Here is an 18,863-nt window from a genome sequence, read left to right as displayed (position 1 = left end):
GTGTGAGCATAGCGAGCTGGAGCATCGGTTTACGTGTCCAATTCGTCGCAAACTCAGGTAGTGAATCGCATAAGGTATCAAGGCAGATTCTTCCTTTTCAGTTGCCGTTCAACCTCGGCCATGTCCTTGTCAAATTGGCGGACGCCTCGAAAAAGTTGGACACCGACCAGGACCGGGCACAGCAGGAAAATCGCTGCTATGACAAACGATTCTTCGGTCAGTCCCAACAGGTAAAGCACGGTGGCGATGCCCACAACACTTACGAGGAGGCAGATAACAAAAATCTCGCGCTTCATGGCTTGGCCTCCCGGCTTAAGCCAATATGGGCACGCTTCAGCATCGCGGAGTTGGCGATCACAGATAATGAACTGAGCGCCATCGCGGCGGCAGCGATGATGGGATTAAGCAGTCCGAAGGCCGCGATTGGAATACCGATGCCGTTGTAGATGAACGCCCAGAACAGGTTCTGTTTGATCTTGACCATGGTTGCGCGTGACAGCTTGATCGCGGTGACCACGTCGCGTACATCATTCTTGAGCAAGATGATGCCGCCGGTTTCCTTGGCTACATCAGAACCTGAGCCAATAGCGATGCCGATGTCAGCGGTGGCCAGGGCAGGGGCATCGTTGACACCATCGCCGACCATTGCCACGATCTGCCCTTCGCTTTGCAATTGACGGATTACTGCGGCCTTGTCGTCCGGCAAGACCTCGGCAATCACTCGCTCGATGCCGACCTGCCGCGCGACCGCTTCGGCAGTGCGGTGGTTGTCGCCGCTCAGTAGCACGACCTTGATGCCGCTTGCCTGCAATGCTGCGACGGCTTCAACCGCTTCGGGTTTAACGGTATCGGCCACAGCAATCACCCCGACCAAACGTTCGTCGACACCGACCAGCATGGAAGTCTTGCCATCGGCTTCCAGGCTGACGAGGTGTTTCTCGGCAGCCTCGGTAGAAATGCCTTGGCGGGAGAATAAACGCCGGTTGCCCAGCCAGATTTTTCGACTATCAATAGTGCCTTCGATGCCGTGACCGGCGATCCCATTGATGCCGGTCGCTTTCGGCAGAATGATGCCGCGATGGCGGGCAGCGCGGACTATCGCTGCGCCAAGCGGATGTTCTGAACCAGACTCCACGGCGGCGGCGAGCATCATGACTTCGTTTTCCAACGCTGTGCCAAGCGGGATCACATCGGTCACGTTTGGTTCGCCTCGGGTAATAGTGCCAGTTTTGTCGAACACTACCGCACTCAGTTTTTCTGCCCGCTCTAACACCTCGCCGCCGCGGATAAGTATGCCGTTGTTGGCACCCTTGCCAACACCTACCATTAACGCGGCCGGCGTAGCCACGCCCAGTGCGCAGGGGCAGGAAATGATCAACACCGCGATAAAGGCCAATAACCCTTGTGGGAAATTCCCCGCAAGAGACCAGCCGACCAAGGCCAGCAGTGCGACCGACACCACCAATGGTACAAAGTAGCCAGTGACCTGGTCGGCCAACCGTTGGATCTGCGCCGTGCTGGTCTGTGCTTCTTCGACCATCTTGATGATCTGTGCCAGTGCGGTGTCGGCACCGATCCTGCTCGCCTTGAAAGTGAGCACACCACTGCCATTGAGCGTACCCCCGATCACCGGACTGCCTGGGTGCTTGTCGACCGGCATCGACTCACCGGTCAGCATGGACTCATCTACCGTTGACTGACCTTCACTGACATCGCCATCGGTGGGGATTTTTTCGCCAGGTTTGACGATCAGAAACTCGCCGGCCATAACGCTTTCAGCGGGCAGGTCGACTTCTTGGCCATCACGAATCACATGCGCGATCGCTGGTTTGAGATCAAGTAAGCGTCGTACTGCGGCTGAAGACTTCTTCTTGATGATTTCCTCCATGTACCTACCAAGCAGTACGAAGGCGATGATGACCGCCGACACCTCGAAATAGACGTCGCGCTCGGCAACCTTGACCGGCAGGACGTCGGGAAAGAACAACACCGCGACGCTGTAGAAATAGGCGACCGACGTGCCAAGGGCGATCAGGAAATCCATGTTGATGTTACGGGTGCGAATGGCGTTCCACGCCCCCATATAGAAACTCCAGCCACCAATGAACTGCACCGGAGTGACCAACAGGAAAAGCCAAATTCCCCACGTGAACCACGGTAGCGCCTGGATCGGCACCCAAGTCAGCAGCGTCGCACCAGCAGCCAGCGCAATGAAGGCGCCCGCACGCAGCAGCGCCAAGGCCAGTACACCTGTGAGGGCGATGGTCACGCGGGTTTTCATCGCCTTCAGTTCACTTTCTGGCGAATCGAAGGTGCGCAGGCAGGTATCGCTGCAAAAGTAATAGCGGCGCCCGCCACGTTCTCGTGACAACGCTTTGGTCTTATCTACCATCATTCCGCAGATCGGATCTTTCGCCATTTTTTCTGATGCGAGCGCCTGCGGATGCTGGCTGTGCTGCATGTGTGATTCGTTCATCGCTGCCTCCTACTCGAAGCGGCTATCAAGGCCTTCCATGGAGCTTGGCGGACCGCCAGGCGAACAAGGTGCCGACCATCGCGCCCCATACACTCAAGATCAGCAGGGGCCCGACGAAAGTCGCCACACTGTAGTCTTGCGGAACTTGAAGACGACCAAAGTCGAGCCCGTGAAACAAGGCGCCAAGAAAAGCAATACCCCGCGCTGGTCATTGCGCATAGAGCAGCGCGCAGATTGTGCAGGAGATGGTCATGGCCATGGTCATGGCCAGGAAAGTCCGGTTCTCCAGAGAGCGTTCATGACTGCCTTCCTGAGCTTGGAGGGGCGCCAGCAGGTGTGTTGGGACTGCGGGGGGATGACCAGGGCAGGAACGCCGGAGTATGTTCGCAGTAGTTGCGATAGGCATCGCCGAAGTGCGCAAGCATCTCCTGTTCTTCCTGCTTCGCCAGCTTGGCGTAGACCAACAGGAGGATTGGAAACATTATAAAGGTGATCAATGTCGGCCACTGCAAGAGAAAGCCAAACATGATCAGCACGAAGCCAACGTATTGTGGGTGACGGATCCGCGCATAGGGCCCGTCGAGCGCGAGTTGGGCAGTACTTTGAGCCTTGTAGAGCACACGCCAGGCGCTTGCCAATAACCAGAAGCCGCCTGCGATCAGCAGGTTGCTGATAATGTGGAATGGCCCCCAGTGCGGATTGACCTTCCAGCCCATGACAGTTTCGAGCAAATGCCCAGCGTCGTGTGAGAGGAAATCGATGTTTGGGAAGTTACGAGAAAGCCAGGGCATCAACAGGTAGATGGTCAGCGGGAACCCGTACATTTCGGTAAATAGAGCTACCAGGAACGCCGAGAACATGCCAAAAGAGCGCCAATCGCGGCTCGTCTTGGGCCGTGTGAAGCTGAAGGCGAACAACACAAACACTAATGAGTTGATGATGACCAGTGACCAGAGGCCGTAGGCCGGTTCAGTATGGTTCATGGTTGGTGCTCCTCACTTGTCGGGTGTGTTTGCTGTACTCATCGTGTATGCCTTCAACAGCAAACAACAGGCGGGTGCGTTCTGGTTTAACCCGCCAACACCGGTGCTTAGTAATTTGGATCAGCTCCAGTAGATTTACTTTTCATTGGCATTTCCATCATGGACGACTGCTGTTCCATCATTTGCATCATCATGTCCATCATCTCGTTGCCTCCGCCTTCCTTAGCTCCAGACATGCCCATACAACCCATTGCACGATGCTCCTTGCTCATCATGGCCATGCTGTCCTTCATCGCCTTCATGCCCTCTTGCATGGCCGCTTGGCGCTCGGCGGGAGTTTTTGCCGCCGCTGCTTTGTCATGCGCAGCCTGCATTTTCTGCATTTGATCGCTCATGGCTTTGGTGATGGCCGTCGCCGCTGGCGCTGTGCTCTGGGTTGAGTCGCCTGGTGCGTCAACCGGGTGATGTGCATCCTCGGCAGAGGCTATGCACGCGCTGCCAGCCAGGAGGGCAGCCACAACGAATTTGGAATGCGTTTGCATGATGAACTCCAGGGAATGTGAGGGATAAGCAGGAATAGCTGAGTCCCGAAAAATCCGCACTCAACAAGATAGAGCGGCCGGTACCCGGCCACTCTGAAGCAGGGGGGTTAATCGTTGGAACGAACGAAAATCAGGCGGGCTGGGCGGTCCGGCGGCGCGGGGCGTTTCAGTGCAAGAGAGGCGAAGGAGGATTTCTTGTCGGGGTTAAGCCCTGTCACTACTGCCGCAGTCAGCAGCAAGAAGACGGCCCAATGGATGGGGTCTGATGCAGGAGTTTGCAATGCAGGCTTTATTGCCGTGGTGGCTTCCTCACAGCTCTGAAGGCAACCACTGGCGTGGAGAGCATGACCATCCACCACATACTGCTCGGCATGGTGGGGCGCGGCTAAATTGTGATCCGGTTGCACCAAGCACCCTTGGATTGCCATCACGGCCATAGCCAACACCCACACCACGAGGGTGAGATGCAACAGGCTTCGACGGTGACGGCGGAACCAGTACATGGAGCATTCCCTCGACTTATCACGTCGTATTGATTTTCAGTCTAGGCAGGAAGGCAATGAAGCATTTGATAAAAATCAAACTACTCGATGAAGTGATTTTCGAGGTCGAGGCTTGCCTTGAAGCGTCCCTGGTTATTGGTTGAGTTCTGCATTGGCATCGACACCCTGCAGCTGCGCCAAACATGCCTTCCAATTACCTCTTGCACCCACTCGAGCAGCCAACAGCTGGGTAGAGGAGGGTGTTTATTCGCAACTATTTCTCATTTACACTTGCATCTTGTTTTCGGGGCCTACCTCTTTTCAGGATGCATCGTGTCGCTCGATCCCGCCAAACCGACGCTGCTGTCTACATTGGTACGTCACTATGACGACCTGGTGGACCACATTCGCCGACGCTTCGGCGACAGAAGCATGGCGCGCGATGTAGTGCATGACGTGTGCGTGCAGTTGCTTGAGCGCGGTGAGAAAGAAAACGTTCGGACCCCGCTGGCGTTGCTACGAAAAATCTCCAACGACACCGCCGTGAGTCGCTACCGTAGTGATCGCCGCCGAGGCGCCTGGGTAGAGGCAGTTTCCGAGCTTCCGGAGGTAGCCTGCCCGGCAGCCACGCCGATGAGCCAGTACGACAGCGAGCGCGAGTTTCAACTGCTCGTGAGCGCTATCGCAGACCTCCCACCTCGCTGCCAGGCCGTTTTTGTCATGCATAAGGTTCACGAAATTCCCCAGGCAGAGGTAGCCGCTCGCCTCGGTATTTCCATCAAGACAGTCGAAAAGCACCTACGCCTGGGGTTGGCGGCGTGCAGGCAACGGCTTGGCCGCGATGAGGTGCAACCATGACGAAGCAGCCCGAACAGGCGCCACTGGACGAGGCTCTTGGGCGACACCGTGAAGAGCTCAAGCACCTGTTCCCCCTGCCGCCGTCCAGGCCAGCGCCCGCCAAAGCGGTAAAGTCAGCAGGTATCACGCTAGCGGTTGCGATCGCCTTTGGCGCCCTTGCCTGGCTGAACCCCGCCTATAAGAGTGAGGGTTTCGCTACCGCCATTGGTGAGCGGCGCGCTGTGCTGCTGAGCGATGGAAGCAAACTGCTGCTCGACAGTGGTACGCACGTCGATATCAGATGGCGCCTGCTCAGCCGCGAAGTCGACCTGCGCGCTGGGCAGGCCCTCTTCGATGTGTCCTCGGCCGTGTACCGCCCCTTCGTAGTGTCTGCTGGCCTGGCGAAAGTCGAGGTGCTCGGTACGCTGTTCAATGTTCGCCGCCTGGATAACGAGGCGGTGCGTGTGACCCTGGCCCGTGGGCGCGTGGATGTCGCCGTGGCAGCTGCGGCGCAAGCGCCTGTCACCCTCAGGCCAGGGCAACAGGTCGACTCGATTGGCGGGCAACTGATGCCAGTGTCGAAGGTCGACGCCTTGAAGGCGATGGCCTGGAAAGATGATCGCATCGTATTCGAGCAGACGCCGCTGGATGAAGCGGTGTCGTTGCTGCGTCACTATCGCAAGGCATCCATTGAGCTGAGCGACCCAAGCTTGGCTGCGCTCAAGGTGACAGGGGTCTTCGAGGCGCACAATGTCGACCTGCTGCTGGATCTGTTACCGAGCATCCTGCCCGTCGCCGTGTTGAAACAAGAGGATGGCAGCGTGCGAATTCAACCTAAATCGACAAGAAAATAATTCTCAAGCGCAGGTAGGGTTTCTCGATTCCCTTGGCGGCTATTGAAAAAAGCCCACCCAGAAAAAGGAACTCGAGAAGTGCATTTTCCCCTCCGCAGTCGCCAACTACGCCTGTCATTGCTTGCCAGTAGCCTGCTCATCGCAATGTCGGCCCAGGGCCGGGAACGGGTGAACGTGGATCTCCCTGCCGCGCCGCTGGGGGAGGCCATCAACGCCCTTGCACAGCAGTCTTCGGTACAGATCATCTTTGCCAGCGATCTCGGTGCAGGCCGAAACGCGCCCGCGGTGAAGGGGCGGTTCACACCTGAGGAGGCACTTCAAACGCTGCTCAAGGACAGTGGCTTGCAAGTACAGGCCAAGGATGAGCGCACCTTCGTCATCATCGCGCAAGGCACCCCTGCACCCAGTCCGGAGACCCAAAGCGTACCCGTGGAAATGGCGCAGATGGAAATCACGGCCTCGCGCACCAGCAGTAGCCTGGTGTCCGCGACGCGGCAGTCCACCGTTCTCGAGCATGAACAACTGCAGGAGCTGCGCCAGGGTTCAGAGAGCCTGGCCACGGTACTGGCCAAGGCGATTCCGGGCATGTCCGACTCCAGCCGCACCATCACCGAGTATGGCCAGACCCTGCGCGGGCGCAGCATGTTGGTCATGGTTGACGGGGTGCCGCTCAATACCAACCGCGACTCTTCGCGCAACCTGGCCAACATCGACCCGGCGCTGATCGAGCGGGTCGAAGTCATCCGTGGCAGCAGCGCCATTTACGGCAGCGGCGCCACGGGGGGCATCATCTCCATCACTACACGACCTGCTGGCGGTGAAAGCCGTGCCGAAACCAGCCTGAGCGCCACCTCGCCACTTACCCGCCTGGGCAGTGATGGCCTGGGGGGCCAGTTCCAGCAGTATTTTGCGGGCTCTCAGGGCGCGGTGGACTACTCGTTCGACTTCGGTACCCGCCACATCGGTGCCTCGTACGATGCGCACGGCGACCGGATCGCTCCGGAGCCCAGTCAAGGCGACCTGTTCGATTCGAACATCTACAACATTGGCGGCAAGCTGGGGCTGCACATCGACGAGAACCAGCGAATCCAGCTTGCCGTCAGCCACTACGATGCACGCCAGGACACCGACTACGCTACAGACCCAAGCGTCGCGAAACTCCCCGCAGGCTCGGTGCCGGCCAATGCGATCAAGGGCCTGGATCTCGACGAACAGAACCGCATTCGCAACACACTGCTGAACCTGGAGTACGAGAATCTCGACATTCTCGGCAGCCGGCTTTCTGCCCAGCTGTACTACCGGGACTACTTCACCCGCTTCACGCCGTTCGACGCCCGGGCCGTTGCCACACGCGGCGGCAACGTGGACCAGATCATGCAGAACAGCGAAGTGTTCGGCAGCCGCCTGACCCTGCGCACACCACTTGGCGACAGCGGCAGTACCGAGCTGGTTTGGGGTGGCGACTATAACCAGGAGCGCAGCGACATGCCGCTGGATGTCTTCGACCCAGCGGCTTATGACGCCAGTGGCGGCCTGGTCTTCGACAAGACCGGCAAGCTCACCTACATGCCCCCGCTCAAGACCCGAAGCGCCGGTGCGTTCGCGCAGCTTCAGCATCGCTTCGATGAGCACTGGTCGGTCGACGGTGGCCTGCGCTACGAATACTCCACCGCCGAATTCGATGACTTCGTTCCTTTGTCCGAATCCAGGGCTGCCTCCCCTGTGGCGGTGAAGGGTGGCGACATTCACTACGATGCGGTGCTGTCGAACCTTGGCATTGTCTATTCGCCGGTACTCGGCCAGGAAATCTACGCCTCCTTCAGCCAGGGCTTCCAGTTGCCCGACGTGGGCATTCAGTTGCGAAATGCGCGCCGTGGTTTCGACCTGGGGGCCTCGAACCTGGAACCGGTCAAAACCAACAACTATGAGATTGGCTGGCGAGGTGAGCTGGGCAGCAACACCCTGGGCACCCTGGCCCTGTTCTACACCACCTCCAAACTGGGGGACGTGCAAAGTTTCAACAACGGCCTGATTCTGACCCGCACCAAGGAGCGCATCTACGGTGCTGAAGCCAGTGCCGACTGGCTATCGGACGATGCGGTGTGGGGCGCAGGGGGGAGTGCGACCTGGATGCGTGGGCGAGAAAAGCCGGACGGCAAAGGCTGGCAAGACATGACCGGCTATCGCGTTCCGCCCCTGAAACTGACCGCCTACGTCCAGTACAAGCCGACCCTGGACTGGAGCAACCGCTTGCAAGCCACGTTCTTTGACGCCAAGGATTACAGGCTCGATGGTGTGGACAGCTTTGGCCGACATCAGGTGAGTACCTATACGACAGTGGACCTGGTCAGCCAGTACCAGATCACCGCTGATGACAAGGTGAGCGTCGGCATCCAGAACCTGTTCAACCGCGACTACTACCCGCTATACAGCCAATTGCTGCGTAATAACAACAACACCAGCCACTTGCCGGCACCGGGCACTGTGTTGACTGCCAGCTATACGCATGATTGGTAAGGTTGTAAAAGATCGCCGGGCCGATGGCGAGCCCGGCGCTCGACGGAAAGAAGAGGGCGCGTCGGGAAGGGTCAATGGGCGTCGGCGGAAGGCTGTGCCGGGGGTTGTACCTTGCGCATCAACGGCACCAGTACCGTGGCGAGCGCGAAACACACCATGATCACCAGAAAAGCGTCGGCGTAGGTCAGGGTTTGCGCTTCGCGCCAGGTCAATGCCCAGAGCTGGCGCAGCGCGGTATGGCTGGCATCCAGGCTGTCCTGGCCCAGGGCTTGGGCGTTGCTGCTCCATTGCTCGAGCCAGGCGTTCATCGTCTCGTTCTGAACGTTCAGGTGCTCGGCCAGGCGCAGGAAATGCAGGTTGGTACGGTCGTTGAGTACCGTGGCGCAAGCCGCGATCCCGAGCGCGCCACCCAGGTTGCGCATCAAATTGAACAAGCCCGAGGCGAGCTTGAGGCGCGCAGGCGAGAGCGCACCCAGGGTGAGGGTCACGGTCGGCGGCACGGCCATCTGTTGGGCAAACCCGCGAATGGCTTGAGGCAGCAGCAGCTCTTTGCCGCCCCAATCATGGGTAATCGAAGAAAAATCCCACATCGAAATGCCGAACAGTGCCAATCCCAGCATCAGGATCCAGCGCAGGTCTACACGGTTGGCGAGAAAGGCATACACCGGAATCGCCAGCAGTTGAAACACGCCAGTGGAAAACACCGCCAGGCCGATATCCAACGCGCCATAGCCGCGCACATGGCCAAGGAACAGGGGGGTGAGGTAGATCGTGGCGAAAATGCCGATTCCGGTAATGAAGGAAAACAGGCAGCCCAAGGCGAAGTTGCGGTCGCGCAGGGCACGCAAGTCAACGATGGGGTCTTCGATCTTCAGGCTGCGCCAGATGAACAGTACGCCACTGATGCCCGCCACCCAGGCGGTGGCAGAAATCGTTGCATCGCTGAACCAGTTCCAGCGCGGGCCTTCCTCCAGGGTGTACTCCAGGCAACCGAGAAACACCGCCATCAAACCAATGCCCAGGTAGTCAGCGCCCTTGAGCAAGTGCAGGTTGGGGTGGTCGACCTTGACCAGCAGCGGTACGGCGATGGTGACGAACAGGCCAGGAACCAGATTGACGTAGAACAGCCAGTGCCAGGACGACACGTCGGTGATCCAGCCGCCGACTGCAGGGCCCAGCGTAGGGGCGAGCGATGCGATGGCACCGATGACCGAGGCAGCGATCACCCGCTGCTTGCCGGTGAAGTAGATGAACGCGGTGGTGAACACCAGCGGGATCATCGACCCGCCAAGAAAGCCCTGCAGGGCACGAAAGGCAATCATGCTCTGGATGTTCCAGGCCAATGCACACAGCAGGCTGGTCAGGGTGAAGCCGGCCGCCGATGCCGCGAAAAGCCATCGCGTGCTCATGACCCGTGACAGCCACCCCGACAAGGGAATCACAATGATTTCCGCGATCAGGTAGGCCGTCTGCACCCAGGCGATGTCGTCTGCACCGGCCGAGAGCCCGCCGCCGATGTCCTTGAGCGATGCCGAGACGATCTGGATATCGATCAAGGCGATGAACATCCCTACGCACATGGTGGCAAAGGCCGTGACTTTCTGTGCGGGTGTGAGAACGGGCAGGGCGCCATTCATGGCCGGGCTGCCGATGCCAGTTTCGCTTGCGGCAGGGCCTGCGGCCCGGTGTCGACTTCGGCGATCACCGAAAGGCCCGGGCGCAGGGCGCCAAAGTCTGCATCGCTGCCCTCAAGGCGCACCCGCACCGGCACGCGCTGCACGATCTTGGTGAAGTTGCCGGTAGCATTCTCGGGGGGAAGCACGCTGAACTGCGCGCCCGTGGCTGGCGCGATGCTCTCGATGCGGCCATGGAAGGTATGGCCCGGCAGGATATCGGCGGTGACGCTGACCGTCTGGCCGACTTGCATGTTCGCGAGTTGGTCTTCCTTGAAGTTGGCGTCCACCCATAGCCCATGGGCGGGCACCACAGAGATCAACTGACTGCCGGATGCGGCAAAGGCCCCGACCTTGGCTCGGCGGTTGCCCACGTAGCCGTCCACCGGCGAGCGTAGTTCGGTGTAACCGATATTGAGCCGCGCCTGCTCCCTGTCTGCCTCTGCTTGGGCCAGCGCGGCTTGTGTCTGCTGACGTTGCGTGTCGATCACCGCCAGTTGCTGGCGCGCCGCAAGCCAGCCAGCCTCGGCGTGGGCCCGATCGGCTTGCGCCGTTTTCCAGGTGGCCTCGACGCGTTGGGCGCTTTGCACGGAAACCGCCTGGCTGCTGACCAGCGTCTGGTAGCGGACCTTGTCGTTCATGGCTCGCTGAGCTTCGGCGCTGCGGGCGTCGATCTGCGCTTTGGCCTGACTGATGAGCGCATGCTGCAACTGCTCTACCGCATCGAGGTTTGCAAGACGGGCACGTTGCGCGGCGACGGCCCCATCCGCTTTGGCCAGTGCCGCCGTGTAGTCGCGCACATCGATCCGCGCCAGGAGGTCACCTGCCTTGACGAACTGGTTGTCCACCACCGCGACCTCGGTGATATAGCCCGGTACCTTGGCGCTGATCACGGTGACGTCCGCGCCCACGTAGGCATCGTCGGTGTCTTCGATGAAGCGGCCATGGCTCCACCAGTGGCTGGCATAGCCTGCACCGCCAACCATCGCGAGCGCCAGTAGCGCCATGCGCAGGAGGGCTTTTCTACCGATGGATTTCCTTGCAATGGCTTCGGTGTCGCCCACCGGGTCAGGCGCTGCGCCAACGTGAGCATTCATGACGGTCAACCCTCTGAAGAGGCTTGGGTGGGGAAGGGGCTTACCAAGGTGCTGCCTTGGCGGTAGGCCTGCCCGGTTTCAGCGCGCCAATGGGTCAGCGGGTCCGCGTCGGGTGCGATACGCAGCCGGTGCTCGTCCACGGTGATGGGTTTTCCAGTGTTGGCGTCCATGAGCGCCAGGGCGACAGGCTCGCCGGTGCGTTCATCGGCCAGGTAGACCTTTTGCGAACCCTCGGCATGCTTCGCACCCCACGCCATCAAGGTCAGGATCACCGGGCGCAGGTCACGCCCGGCCTCGGTGAGCAGGTATTCGAAGCGCGGCGGGTTGTTCTGGTACGGCCGGCGCTCGAGCAGGCCTGCGGTGACCAGGTCGGTCAGCCGACGGGTAAGCGTATTGGTGGCGATGCCCAGGCTGTGCTGGAACTCATCGAACCGGCGCAGGCCATAGAACGCATCGCGCAGGACCAACAGGCTCCAGCCATCACCGATGTGTTCGAGCGCACGGGCTACGGGGCAAGGCATGGGTTGGAAGCTGGCTTTTTTCATGGCATCGGCCTTGGGCGTCATCCTGGGATGACGTCACTATCCGCCAGTAACTTTCATTATGCAAGTTACTATGGCCATGGTTTTGATGTCCGTTGGTCGGCCAGATTGACTTACGTGCAGGGAATCTCATCTACCCGCCAGCGTCGTCATGCGACACCCGTTGTTCACTCGGACGCAAACGACGGCCGTTCCGCGAACCATGCCACCGCCAGCTCCTTGAACGCCTCAGCCGAAGGCGTCAGCGGATAGCGCTGGTCATGGGCCAGGACGATGCTATGCGTTGGCAATTTCTCCAGAGTCGGCCGACACACCAGCGCTTGACCATCATAACTACGGTCACCAAATGGCCGGGTATAGATCAGCGCCACGCCAAACCCGTTGGCGACGAGGCTACGCTGCAGTTCGAAGGTGCGCACACGGTGCACAGCGGCGGGTGATAGATCGTAGAAGCTGAACAGATCCAGCACGTGCTGCCAGCTGTGGACCTGATCGGTGACGACCAGAGTGTATTCGGATAGCGCTTTGAGACTGACGCGCGGCTCCTTGGCCAACGGGTGATCGGCAGCCAGCAGTACCTGGGCAGTCAGCTGACACAGCTGTGTGCATTGCGTGTTCGGCGGCAGACCCAGATCGTAGGTGATTGCCAGCTCTATCGCGCCCTCACTCAGCCGCTTGCCAACATAATCGAAGCTGCCTTCGCGCATATCGACAGTCACCCTCGGGCAGGACTCCTGCATCCGTCGCACAATCTGTGGCAGGCAATAGGGCGCCAGGTCTTCAAAACATCCGACGACCAATTCTCCGACACACTCCCCGGCATTGGCATTGATCTCGGCAAAGGTCCGAGCCTCTGCCAGAACGCGACGGGCCTGGACCATGACGGTGCGACCGAACGGGGTCAGCGATATGCCAAGGCCACGTTGGCGTACGAAAATCGATTGACCCAGTACCTCTTCCAGTTCGGTGATGGCCGCCGAGATGGAGGGTTGTGAAACATGAAGCTCCATGGCGGCAGTCGTCAGGTTTCCGTGCTTGGCCGCTGCGAGCGCATAGCGAAGTTGTCGCAGTGTGAACTTCATAGTTTTTTCCGTTGTGATACATCAGGACATATTATTTTATCCTTTTTTAAGGTTGTGAAATATTTCTACTGCGCAGTGGCCACCGATCACAGGGGCCACGCCGATGCCGATTGCAAGGCTCATCAGCAAGTTTGGCGACCCTCTTTGGGCCGGATGCCCTCGACTACTGCAATCCATGTTCTTGTTTGGGAGCGTCACAATGAAAATTACAAAGGCTCTGCTGACCACGACACTATCTTTCGGGCTGCTGGCGGCCGCTGGCGCCAGCCAGGCGGCCGGTTGGTGCGAGTCTGGCAAACCGGTGAAATTCGCCGGTTTGAATTGGGAAAGCGGGATGCTGCTCACGGATGTGATGCAGTTCGTGCTGAAAAACGGTTATGGCTGTGATACCGATAGCTTGCCGGGTAACTCCATCTCCATGGAAAACGCCCTGAGCAGCAATGATATTCAGGTATTTGCCGAAGAGTGGGTGGGGCGCAGCGAGGTCTGGAACAAGGCAGCGGCTGCCGGCAAGGTGGTTGGCGTCGGCGCGCCGGTCGTTGGCGCGGTAGAAGGCTGGTATGTGCCGCGCTATGTGATCGAAGGCGATGCCGGGCGCAAACTCGAAGCCAAGGCTCCGAACCTCAAGACCATCGCCGATCTTGGGCAATACGCCCAGGTATTCAAGGACCCGGAAGAACCGGACAAGGGGCGCTTCTACAATTGCCCGGCCGGCTGGACCTGCGAGCTGGACAACAGCGAGATGCTCAAGCGCTATGGCCTGGAAAGCAGCTACACCAACTTCCGCCCGGGCACCGGCCCGGCACTGGATGCCGCCGTGTTGTCGAGCTACAAGCGTGGCGAGCCGATCCTGTTCTACTACTGGTCGCCGACACCGCTGATGGGCATGGTTGACCTGGTCAAGCTGGACGAGAAGCCAGGCGTGGATAAAACCCTGACCATCAAGGTGGGCCTGTCGAAGGCCTTCCACGAGCAGGCGCCGGAACTGGTGGCGGTGCTGGAAAAGGTCAATCTGCCGATCGATCTGCTGAATCAGAACCTGGCGCGCATGAGCAAAGATCGTATCGAGTCGCCGGAACTGGCCAGGTTGTTCCTCAAGGAGCACCCCGAGGTCTGGCATGGCTGGGTCAGCGAAGACGCAGCCAAAAAGGTGGACGCGGCACTCTGAGCGTGTGAACTCGTCCGGCTCCTGCCGGACAAGGCGCATGACAGTCCGCTTCATACACTTGCTCGAGAGAATCCCATGTTTCCCAAGAACTTCACGTTTTCCATTGCCGACTGGGTCAATGGCTGGGTCGATGCGCTGGTAACCAACTACGGTGACGTGTTCCGGCACATCTCCGACACCCTGCTGTGGGCCATCGTCAACCTCGAAGGCCTGCTGCGCGCGATGCCCTGGTGGCTGATGCTGGCGATCGTCGCCGGTATTGCCTGGCATGCCACTCGTAAAGTCGTGACCACTGCCGTGATCGTCGGCTTGCTCTTCCTGGTTGGTGCGGTCGGTCTCTGGGACAAGCTGATGCAGACCCTGGCGCTGATGCTGGTAGCAACACTGATATCGGTCCTGGTCGGCATTCCGCTGGGTGTCCTTTCGGCACGCAGCGATCGCCTGCGGGCGGTGTTGATGCCGCTGCTCGACATCATGCAAACCATGCCCAGCTTCGTGTACCTGATTCCGGTTCTGATGCTGTTCGGCCTGGGCAAGGTGCCGGCGATCTTCGCCACCGTCATCTATGCCGCCCCGCCGCTGATTCGCCTGACCGACCTGGGCATTCGCCAGGTGGATGGCGAGGTCATGGAAGCGATCAACGCGTTCGGTGCCAATCGCATGCAACAACTGTTCGGCGTGCAGCTGCCACTGGCGTTGCCGAGCATCATGGCCGGTATCAACCAGACCACCATGATGGCCCTGTCGATGGTAGTCATCGCGTCGATGATCGGTGCCCGTGGCCTGGGTGAGGACGTCCTGGTCGGCATCCAGACCCTGAATGTGGGCCGCGGCCTCGAAGCGGGCCTGGCCATTGTGATTCTGGCGGTTGTGATCGACCGCATTACCCAGGCCTATGGCCGACCACGGCATGGGGTGGGCAAATGAGCGTTACGCAGACGATGAACAAGATCGAAGTCAAGCATGTCTTCAAGATCTTCGGTGCTCGCGCCGAAGATGCCCTGAAACTGATCCGCCAGAATAAAGCCAAGGATCAGGTCCTGGCCGAAACCGGCTGCGTGGTCGGGGTCAACGATCTCTCGTTGTCCATCGGCAGTGGTGAGATCTTCGTGATCATGGGGCTGTCGGGCTCTGGCAAGTCGACCCTGGTGCGCCACTTCAACCGCCTGATCGACCCGACCAGCGGCGAGATCCTGGTCGATGGCGAGGACATTCTGCAATACGACATGGACGCCCTGCGCGAATTCCGCCGGCACAAGATCAGCATGGTGTTCCAGAGCTTTGGCCTGTTGCCGCATCGCACCGTGCTGGACAACGTCGCTTACGGCCTGAAAGTCCGGGGCGAGAGCAAGGCCATGTGCGCGGAGCGAGCCCTGCACTGGATCAATACCGTGGGCCTCAAGGGTTACGAAAAATCGTACCCGCACCAGTTGTCCGGCGGCATGCGTCAGCGCGTCGGCCTGGCCCGTGCTCTGGCTGCCGACACCGACATCATCCTGATGGACGAAGCCTTCAGTGCGCTCGACCCGCTGATTCGCGCCGAAATGCAGGACCAGTTGCTGGAACTGCAAAAAACCCTGCACAAGACCATCGTCTTTATCACTCATGATCTGGACGAAGCGGTGCGTATCGGCAACCGGATTGCCATTCTCAAGGACGGTCGCCTGGTCCAGGTCGGCACGCCGAAAGAAATCCTCTACCAGCCTGCGGACGAATACGTCGATCGTTTCGTGCAGCGTCGCGTAGCTTCGCTTTAAGGAACCGCGTGTATGTCGTTTGCCGAAAAAATCATCATCGCCGAGGCGCCAGTTCGTTGGCAGGACGTGGTGGCTGTGGCCCGGCATGGCGCGAAGCTTGAGCTGGCCCCATCGGCCTGGGCGCGGATCGAGAACGCCCAGGCGATTGTCCAGCGCATCGTTTCCAGCGGTGACCGCGCCTATGGCGTCAACACTGGGCTTGGCGCCTTGTGCAATGTCTCGTTGCAGGACGAACAACTCAGCCAGCTGTCGCACAACACCTTGCTCAGCCATGCCTGTGGCGTGGGTACGGCGCTGTCGGACGAACAGACCCGGGCGATCATGTGCGCGGCGATCATCAATTTCTGCCAGGGCCGTTCAGGCCTTCAGCGCAAGGTGGTCGAGGCGCTGCTGACCTTGCTCAACCAGCATGTCACCCCGCAGGTTCCGAAACAGGGGTCGGTGGGGTATCTGACCCACATGGCACATATCAGCATCAGCTTGCTGGGCGTAGGCCAGGTCAGCTTTCGCGGCCAGATCATGCCGGCGCAGCAGGCCTTGGCCGAGGTCGGCCTGGCGCCGATCAAACTGGGTGCAAAGGATGGTCTTTGCCTGGTCAACGGTACCCCGTGCATGACTGGCCTGAGCTGCCTGTCCTTGGACGACGCCACCCGGTTGAGCCAATGGGCCGACGTTATCAGCGCCATGAGCTTCGAGGCCCTGCGCGGCCAGCTCGATGCCTTCGACCCTGAAATCATCGCGATGAAACCGCACCCCGGCATGCAGCGCGTGGGCAGTAACCTGCGTCGCCTGCTCGACGGCAGCGAAATCATTGCCAGCAGCCAAGGCATTCGCACCCAGGACGCCTTGAGCATTCGCTCGATCCCGCAGGTTCACGGTGCTGCGCGCGATCAATTGGAACACGCTGCGCGGCAGATCGAAACCGAACTCAACTCCACGACCGACAACCCGATGTTACTGGGTACCCCCGAGTCGTATCGGGTGGTTTCCCAGGCGAATCCGCACGGGCAGTCCGTGGCCATGGCGGCCGACTTGCTGGCAATCGCGGTAGCGGAGATCGGGGCGATTGCCGAGCGTCGTCTCGATCGCCTGATCAACCCGTTGGTCAGCGGTTTACCGGCCTTCCTGGTCAGTCAACCGGGGGTGAATTCGGGCATGATGATTGTCCAGTACGTGGCCGCTTCACTGTGTGCAGAAAACCGTCAGCTGGCACAACCGGCAGTCGTCGACAACTACGTCACCTCCGGCCTGCAGGAAGATCACCTGAGCATGGGCACCAATGCCGGGTTGAAGCTGCACCGCGCCCTGGAGAACTGTACGCAGATCCTCGCCATCGAATACTTGTTGGCGGCCCAGGCCTTCGAGTTCCTCAAGGAGCAGCGCTTTGGTGCAGGTACCAACGTTGCCTGGCGGTTGCTGCGCGAACGGGTTCCGGCCTACGCCCAGGACCGTTGGCTGGCCCCGGATATCGCCAGCAGCGCATCGATTCTGAAGGACCCCGGTTTGCTTGGTGTTGCATTCCCCGAGCTGCTTTGACAGATGTAGGCGGCTCGCGACCTCGATCCATGACGAAGCAAGTTGTTCTGAGCCCGAAGATGCCCTAGGCTGCCTCCTTGTGAATCGATGCTATGACACTGGGTAGACGATGAGCGAATTACAAGGATGTTTAGGATTTTCCGGTCTGGAGTGCCGGCCTGTGGGGCCATCCGACGCAGAAATGATCTGCTCGCACCGCCAGGAAATGTTTCTTGAGGCGGGCGGGGACCCTGCAGAGCTACAGGTCATGACTCAGCACTTTCGCCCTTGGCTGGAGGAGCGGCTCGGTGACGGTCGGTATTACGGGTTCAAACTCCTGGATGGCGACCAACCGGTCGCAGCCATTGGCCTGATGAGCATTGATTGGCCGCCACATCCATCGCACCCAACCCAGGACAAGCGTGGTTATGTGTTGAATGTGTTCGTCCAGCCGGCCTACCGCCGCCGAGGCCTGGCTTCGGCCTTGATGCAAGCAGCTGATGCCGAGTTCGCCCGCCGAGGAATCACCTTCGCTGTCCTGCACGCCACCAGGACGGGCAAACCGGTCTACGAGCAGACCGGTTGGACTGGCACCTCGGAAATGGCCAAATCCATTACTTGAGAGTGGCCGCTTTCGACCCATAGCTGCCCTTCGTTGAGGACAGCTAACGGCCAGAAGCGCTCAGTGGCATTGTTGGCACTGGAGGATACCGAAAATTCGCTCAGCGACAACGGTAAGCCTCACCAACGACTATAGTTATTGGTGAGCCAGAGCTAATCCGACCCTTTCCCAGCCAAACTGGCCTAAATCCAATTCCGCGATTACACGGCGGACCTCCATGTGTTCCGTGATGCGGAACGTGAACGTTTCGTTGCCGAAATCACTCAGGCTCAGGCTGAGATCGAGGCACCGTTGTCTTTTGTAAACCCCTTGATGGTGGATGGAGTTATCCCGCCGGGCACGTCGTATCCCACTGAGCACGCCCCAACCACCCATCTATCAAGGTTCAAGCAATGAAAACTTCAGAATTTGATGATGCAAAAGAAACGAATGGCGATCTGGTTCAGGGGCCGCTGCCGGCCGGCACTGTCGCGCCCAACTTCACCCTTTACGCAACTCCTGATCAACAGTTGTCGCTGCGTGAACTCAAGGGAAATCCCGTGGTACTGGCGTTTTATCCCGCTGACTGGACTTCGGTGTGCGGTGACCAACTGACATTGTACAACCAGTTGCTACCCACATTCAGAGAATACGCCGAGAGGATACTTACATCCCCAAAATTCAAGCCGCCTTCAATGGCGGGGTACGAAGCGGCGTGAACGGCACCCCAACATTCT

Annotated in this window: 18 protein-coding genes; 9 read left to right on the top strand and 9 right to left on the bottom strand. The window is 59.6% G+C overall.

Annotated features, from left to right (window positions below; genetic code table 11):
• Positions 1 to 77: 77 nt before the first annotated feature.
• The 5 genes from M2S36_RS02380 to M2S36_RS02355 all read right to left on the bottom strand — a co-directional run bounded on the left by M2S36_RS02380 (position 78) and on the right by M2S36_RS02355 (position 4,504).
• Positions 78 to 296, bottom strand: coding sequence for a hypothetical protein (locus tag M2S36_RS02380; RefSeq protein ID WP_207830241.1), 219 nt, complete (start codon positions 294 to 296; stop codon positions 78 to 80).
• Positions 293 to 2,476, bottom strand: coding sequence for a heavy metal translocating P-type ATPase (locus M2S36_RS02375; RefSeq protein ID WP_233687481.1), 2,184 nt, complete (start codon positions 2,474 to 2,476; stop codon positions 293 to 295). Before M2S36_RS02375 ends, M2S36_RS02380 begins: the two co-directional genes overlap by 4 nt.
• A gap of 296 nt (positions 2,477 to 2,772) precedes the next feature.
• Positions 2,773 to 3,459, bottom strand: coding sequence for a methyltransferase family protein (locus tag M2S36_RS02365; RefSeq protein ID WP_233687480.1), 687 nt, complete (start codon positions 3,457 to 3,459; stop codon positions 2,773 to 2,775).
• A gap of 107 nt (positions 3,460 to 3,566) precedes the next feature.
• Positions 3,567 to 4,001 (bottom strand): hypothetical protein, encoded by a 435-nt coding sequence (locus M2S36_RS02360; protein WP_233687479.1) that lies wholly within the window; start codon positions 3,999 to 4,001, stop codon positions 3,567 to 3,569.
• A gap of 107 nt (positions 4,002 to 4,108) precedes the next feature.
• Positions 4,109 to 4,504, bottom strand: coding sequence for a hypothetical protein (locus M2S36_RS02355; RefSeq protein ID WP_233687478.1), 396 nt, complete (start codon positions 4,502 to 4,504; stop codon positions 4,109 to 4,111).
• 312 nt (positions 4,505 to 4,816) lie between these two features.
• Here M2S36_RS02355 and M2S36_RS02350 point away from each other — a divergent pair, with 312 nt between their 5' ends.
• From M2S36_RS02350 to M2S36_RS02340, 3 genes are all read left to right on the top strand, one after another.
• A complete protein-coding gene (locus tag M2S36_RS02350; protein ID WP_207830230.1) occupies positions 4,817 to 5,341 on the top strand; it encodes an RNA polymerase sigma factor in 525 nt (174 codons plus the stop codon).
• Positions 5,338 to 6,174, top strand: coding sequence for a FecR family protein (locus tag M2S36_RS02345; protein WP_333956645.1), 837 nt, complete (start codon positions 5,338 to 5,340; stop codon positions 6,172 to 6,174). Before M2S36_RS02350 ends, M2S36_RS02345 begins: the two co-directional genes overlap by 4 nt.
• Positions 6,175 to 6,252: 78 nt before the next feature.
• On the top strand, positions 6,253 to 8,691 hold the full coding sequence (locus tag M2S36_RS02340) for a TonB-dependent siderophore receptor (RefSeq protein WP_233687476.1): 2,439 nt from the start codon (positions 6,253 to 6,255) through the stop codon (positions 8,689 to 8,691).
• Positions 8,692 to 8,762: 71 nt separating this feature from the next.
• Here M2S36_RS02340 and M2S36_RS02335 read toward each other — a convergent pair whose 3' ends face one another.
• The 4 genes from M2S36_RS02335 to M2S36_RS02320 form a co-directional block, all read right to left on the bottom strand.
• A complete protein-coding gene (locus tag M2S36_RS02335) occupies positions 8,763 to 10,328 on the bottom strand; it encodes a DHA2 family efflux MFS transporter permease subunit (protein WP_207830223.1) in 1,566 nt (521 codons plus the stop codon).
• Positions 10,325 to 11,371 (bottom strand): HlyD family secretion protein, encoded by a 1,047-nt coding sequence (locus M2S36_RS02330; RefSeq protein ID WP_233687516.1) that lies wholly within the window; start codon positions 11,369 to 11,371, stop codon positions 10,325 to 10,327. Before M2S36_RS02330 ends, M2S36_RS02335 begins: the two co-directional genes overlap by 4 nt.
• A 95-nt stretch (positions 11,372 to 11,466) precedes the next feature.
• Positions 11,467 to 12,006, bottom strand: coding sequence for a winged helix-turn-helix transcriptional regulator (locus M2S36_RS02325; protein WP_207830219.1), 540 nt, complete (start codon positions 12,004 to 12,006; stop codon positions 11,467 to 11,469).
• Positions 12,007 to 12,170: 164 nt separating this feature from the next.
• Positions 12,171 to 13,085, bottom strand: a complete 915-nt coding sequence (locus M2S36_RS02320; RefSeq protein WP_063913512.1) for a LysR family transcriptional regulator — start codon at positions 13,083 to 13,085, stop codon at positions 12,171 to 12,173.
• A gap of 199 nt (positions 13,086 to 13,284) precedes the next feature.
• Here M2S36_RS02320 and M2S36_RS02315 point away from each other — a divergent pair, with 199 nt between their 5' ends.
• The 6 genes from M2S36_RS02315 (at position 13,285) to M2S36_RS02290 (ending at position 18,845) form a co-directional block, all read left to right on the top strand.
• Complete coding sequence (locus tag M2S36_RS02315) at positions 13,285 to 14,253, top strand: ABC transporter substrate-binding protein (protein ID WP_207830216.1); 969 nt, start codon at positions 13,285 to 13,287, stop codon at positions 14,251 to 14,253.
• Between the two features lie 75 nt (positions 14,254 to 14,328).
• Positions 14,329 to 15,180 carry an ABC transporter permease gene (locus M2S36_RS02310; protein WP_207830213.1) on the top strand — a complete coding sequence of 284 codons (852 nt, stop codon included), beginning with the start codon at positions 14,329 to 14,331 and terminating at the stop codon, positions 15,178 to 15,180.
• Positions 15,177 to 16,010: a quaternary amine ABC transporter ATP-binding protein gene (locus M2S36_RS02305; RefSeq protein WP_333956644.1), complete on the top strand. Its 834-nt coding sequence runs from the start codon at positions 15,177 to 15,179 to the stop codon at positions 16,008 to 16,010. The genes M2S36_RS02310 and M2S36_RS02305 overlap by 4 nt, the downstream gene beginning before the upstream one ends.
• A 12-nt stretch (positions 16,011 to 16,022) precedes the next feature.
• Positions 16,023 to 17,546, top strand: coding sequence for a histidine ammonia-lyase (hutH, locus tag M2S36_RS02300; RefSeq protein ID WP_063913508.1), 1,524 nt, complete (start codon positions 16,023 to 16,025; stop codon positions 17,544 to 17,546).
• A 109-nt stretch (positions 17,547 to 17,655) separates the two neighbouring features.
• Positions 17,656 to 18,147, top strand: coding sequence for a GNAT family N-acetyltransferase (locus tag M2S36_RS02295; RefSeq protein WP_063913507.1), 492 nt, complete (start codon positions 17,656 to 17,658; stop codon positions 18,145 to 18,147).
• Between the two features lie 392 nt (positions 18,148 to 18,539).
• Complete coding sequence (locus M2S36_RS02290; protein WP_243434084.1) at positions 18,540 to 18,845, top strand: redoxin domain-containing protein; 306 nt, start codon at positions 18,540 to 18,542, stop codon at positions 18,843 to 18,845.
• Positions 18,846 to 18,863: the final 18 nt, after the last annotated feature.

Origin of the sequence: Pseudomonas sp. SF2 (assembly GCF_036858055.1) — a bacterium.
In the GTDB taxonomy this organism is placed as follows: domain Bacteria; phylum Pseudomonadota; class Gammaproteobacteria; order Pseudomonadales; family Pseudomonadaceae; genus Aquipseudomonas.
The sequence above is the reverse complement of the archived record's forward strand: the minus strand, read 5'-3'. Positions and strand labels throughout refer to the sequence as shown.

Coding starts and splice junctions, on each gene's coding strand:
- M2S36_RS02330 (WP_233687516.1), bottom strand. CDS start 11,371: ATGGCGCTACTGGCGCTCGCGATGGTTGGCGGTGCAGGCTATGCCAGC.
- M2S36_RS02335 (WP_207830223.1), bottom strand. CDS start 10,328: ATGAATGGCGCCCTGCCCGTTCTCACACCCGCACAGAAAGTCACGGCC.
- M2S36_RS02295 (WP_063913507.1), top strand. CDS start 17,656: ATGAGCGAATTACAAGGATGTTTAGGATTTTCCGGTCTGGAGTGCCGG.
- M2S36_RS02325 (WP_207830219.1), bottom strand. CDS start 12,006: ATGAAAAAAGCCAGCTTCCAACCCATGCCTTGCCCCGTAGCCCGTGCG.
- M2S36_RS02320 (WP_063913512.1), bottom strand. CDS start 13,085: ATGAAGTTCACACTGCGACAACTTCGCTATGCGCTCGCAGCGGCCAAG.
- M2S36_RS02360 (WP_233687479.1), bottom strand. CDS start 4,001: ATGCAAACGCATTCCAAATTCGTTGTGGCTGCCCTCCTGGCTGGCAGC.
- M2S36_RS02310 (WP_207830213.1), top strand. CDS start 14,329: ATGTTTCCCAAGAACTTCACGTTTTCCATTGCCGACTGGGTCAATGGC.
- M2S36_RS02305 (WP_333956644.1), top strand. CDS start 15,177: ATGAGCGTTACGCAGACGATGAACAAGATCGAAGTCAAGCATGTCTTC.
- M2S36_RS02365 (WP_233687480.1), bottom strand. CDS start 3,459: ATGAACCATACTGAACCGGCCTACGGCCTCTGGTCACTGGTCATCATC.
- M2S36_RS02315 (WP_207830216.1), top strand. CDS start 13,285: ATGAAAATTACAAAGGCTCTGCTGACCACGACACTATCTTTCGGGCTG.
- hutH (WP_063913508.1), top strand. CDS start 16,023: ATGTCGTTTGCCGAAAAAATCATCATCGCCGAGGCGCCAGTTCGTTGG.
- M2S36_RS02380 (WP_207830241.1), bottom strand. CDS start 296: ATGAAGCGCGAGATTTTTGTTATCTGCCTCCTCGTAAGTGTTGTGGGC.
- M2S36_RS02375 (WP_233687481.1), bottom strand. CDS start 2,476: ATGAACGAATCACACATGCAGCACAGCCAGCATCCGCAGGCGCTCGCA.
- M2S36_RS02355 (WP_233687478.1), bottom strand. CDS start 4,504: ATGTACTGGTTCCGCCGTCACCGTCGAAGCCTGTTGCATCTCACCCTC.
- M2S36_RS02345 (WP_333956645.1), top strand. CDS start 5,338: ATGACGAAGCAGCCCGAACAGGCGCCACTGGACGAGGCTCTTGGGCGA.
- M2S36_RS02290 (WP_243434084.1), top strand. CDS start 18,540: ATGAAAACTTCAGAATTTGATGATGCAAAAGAAACGAATGGCGATCTG.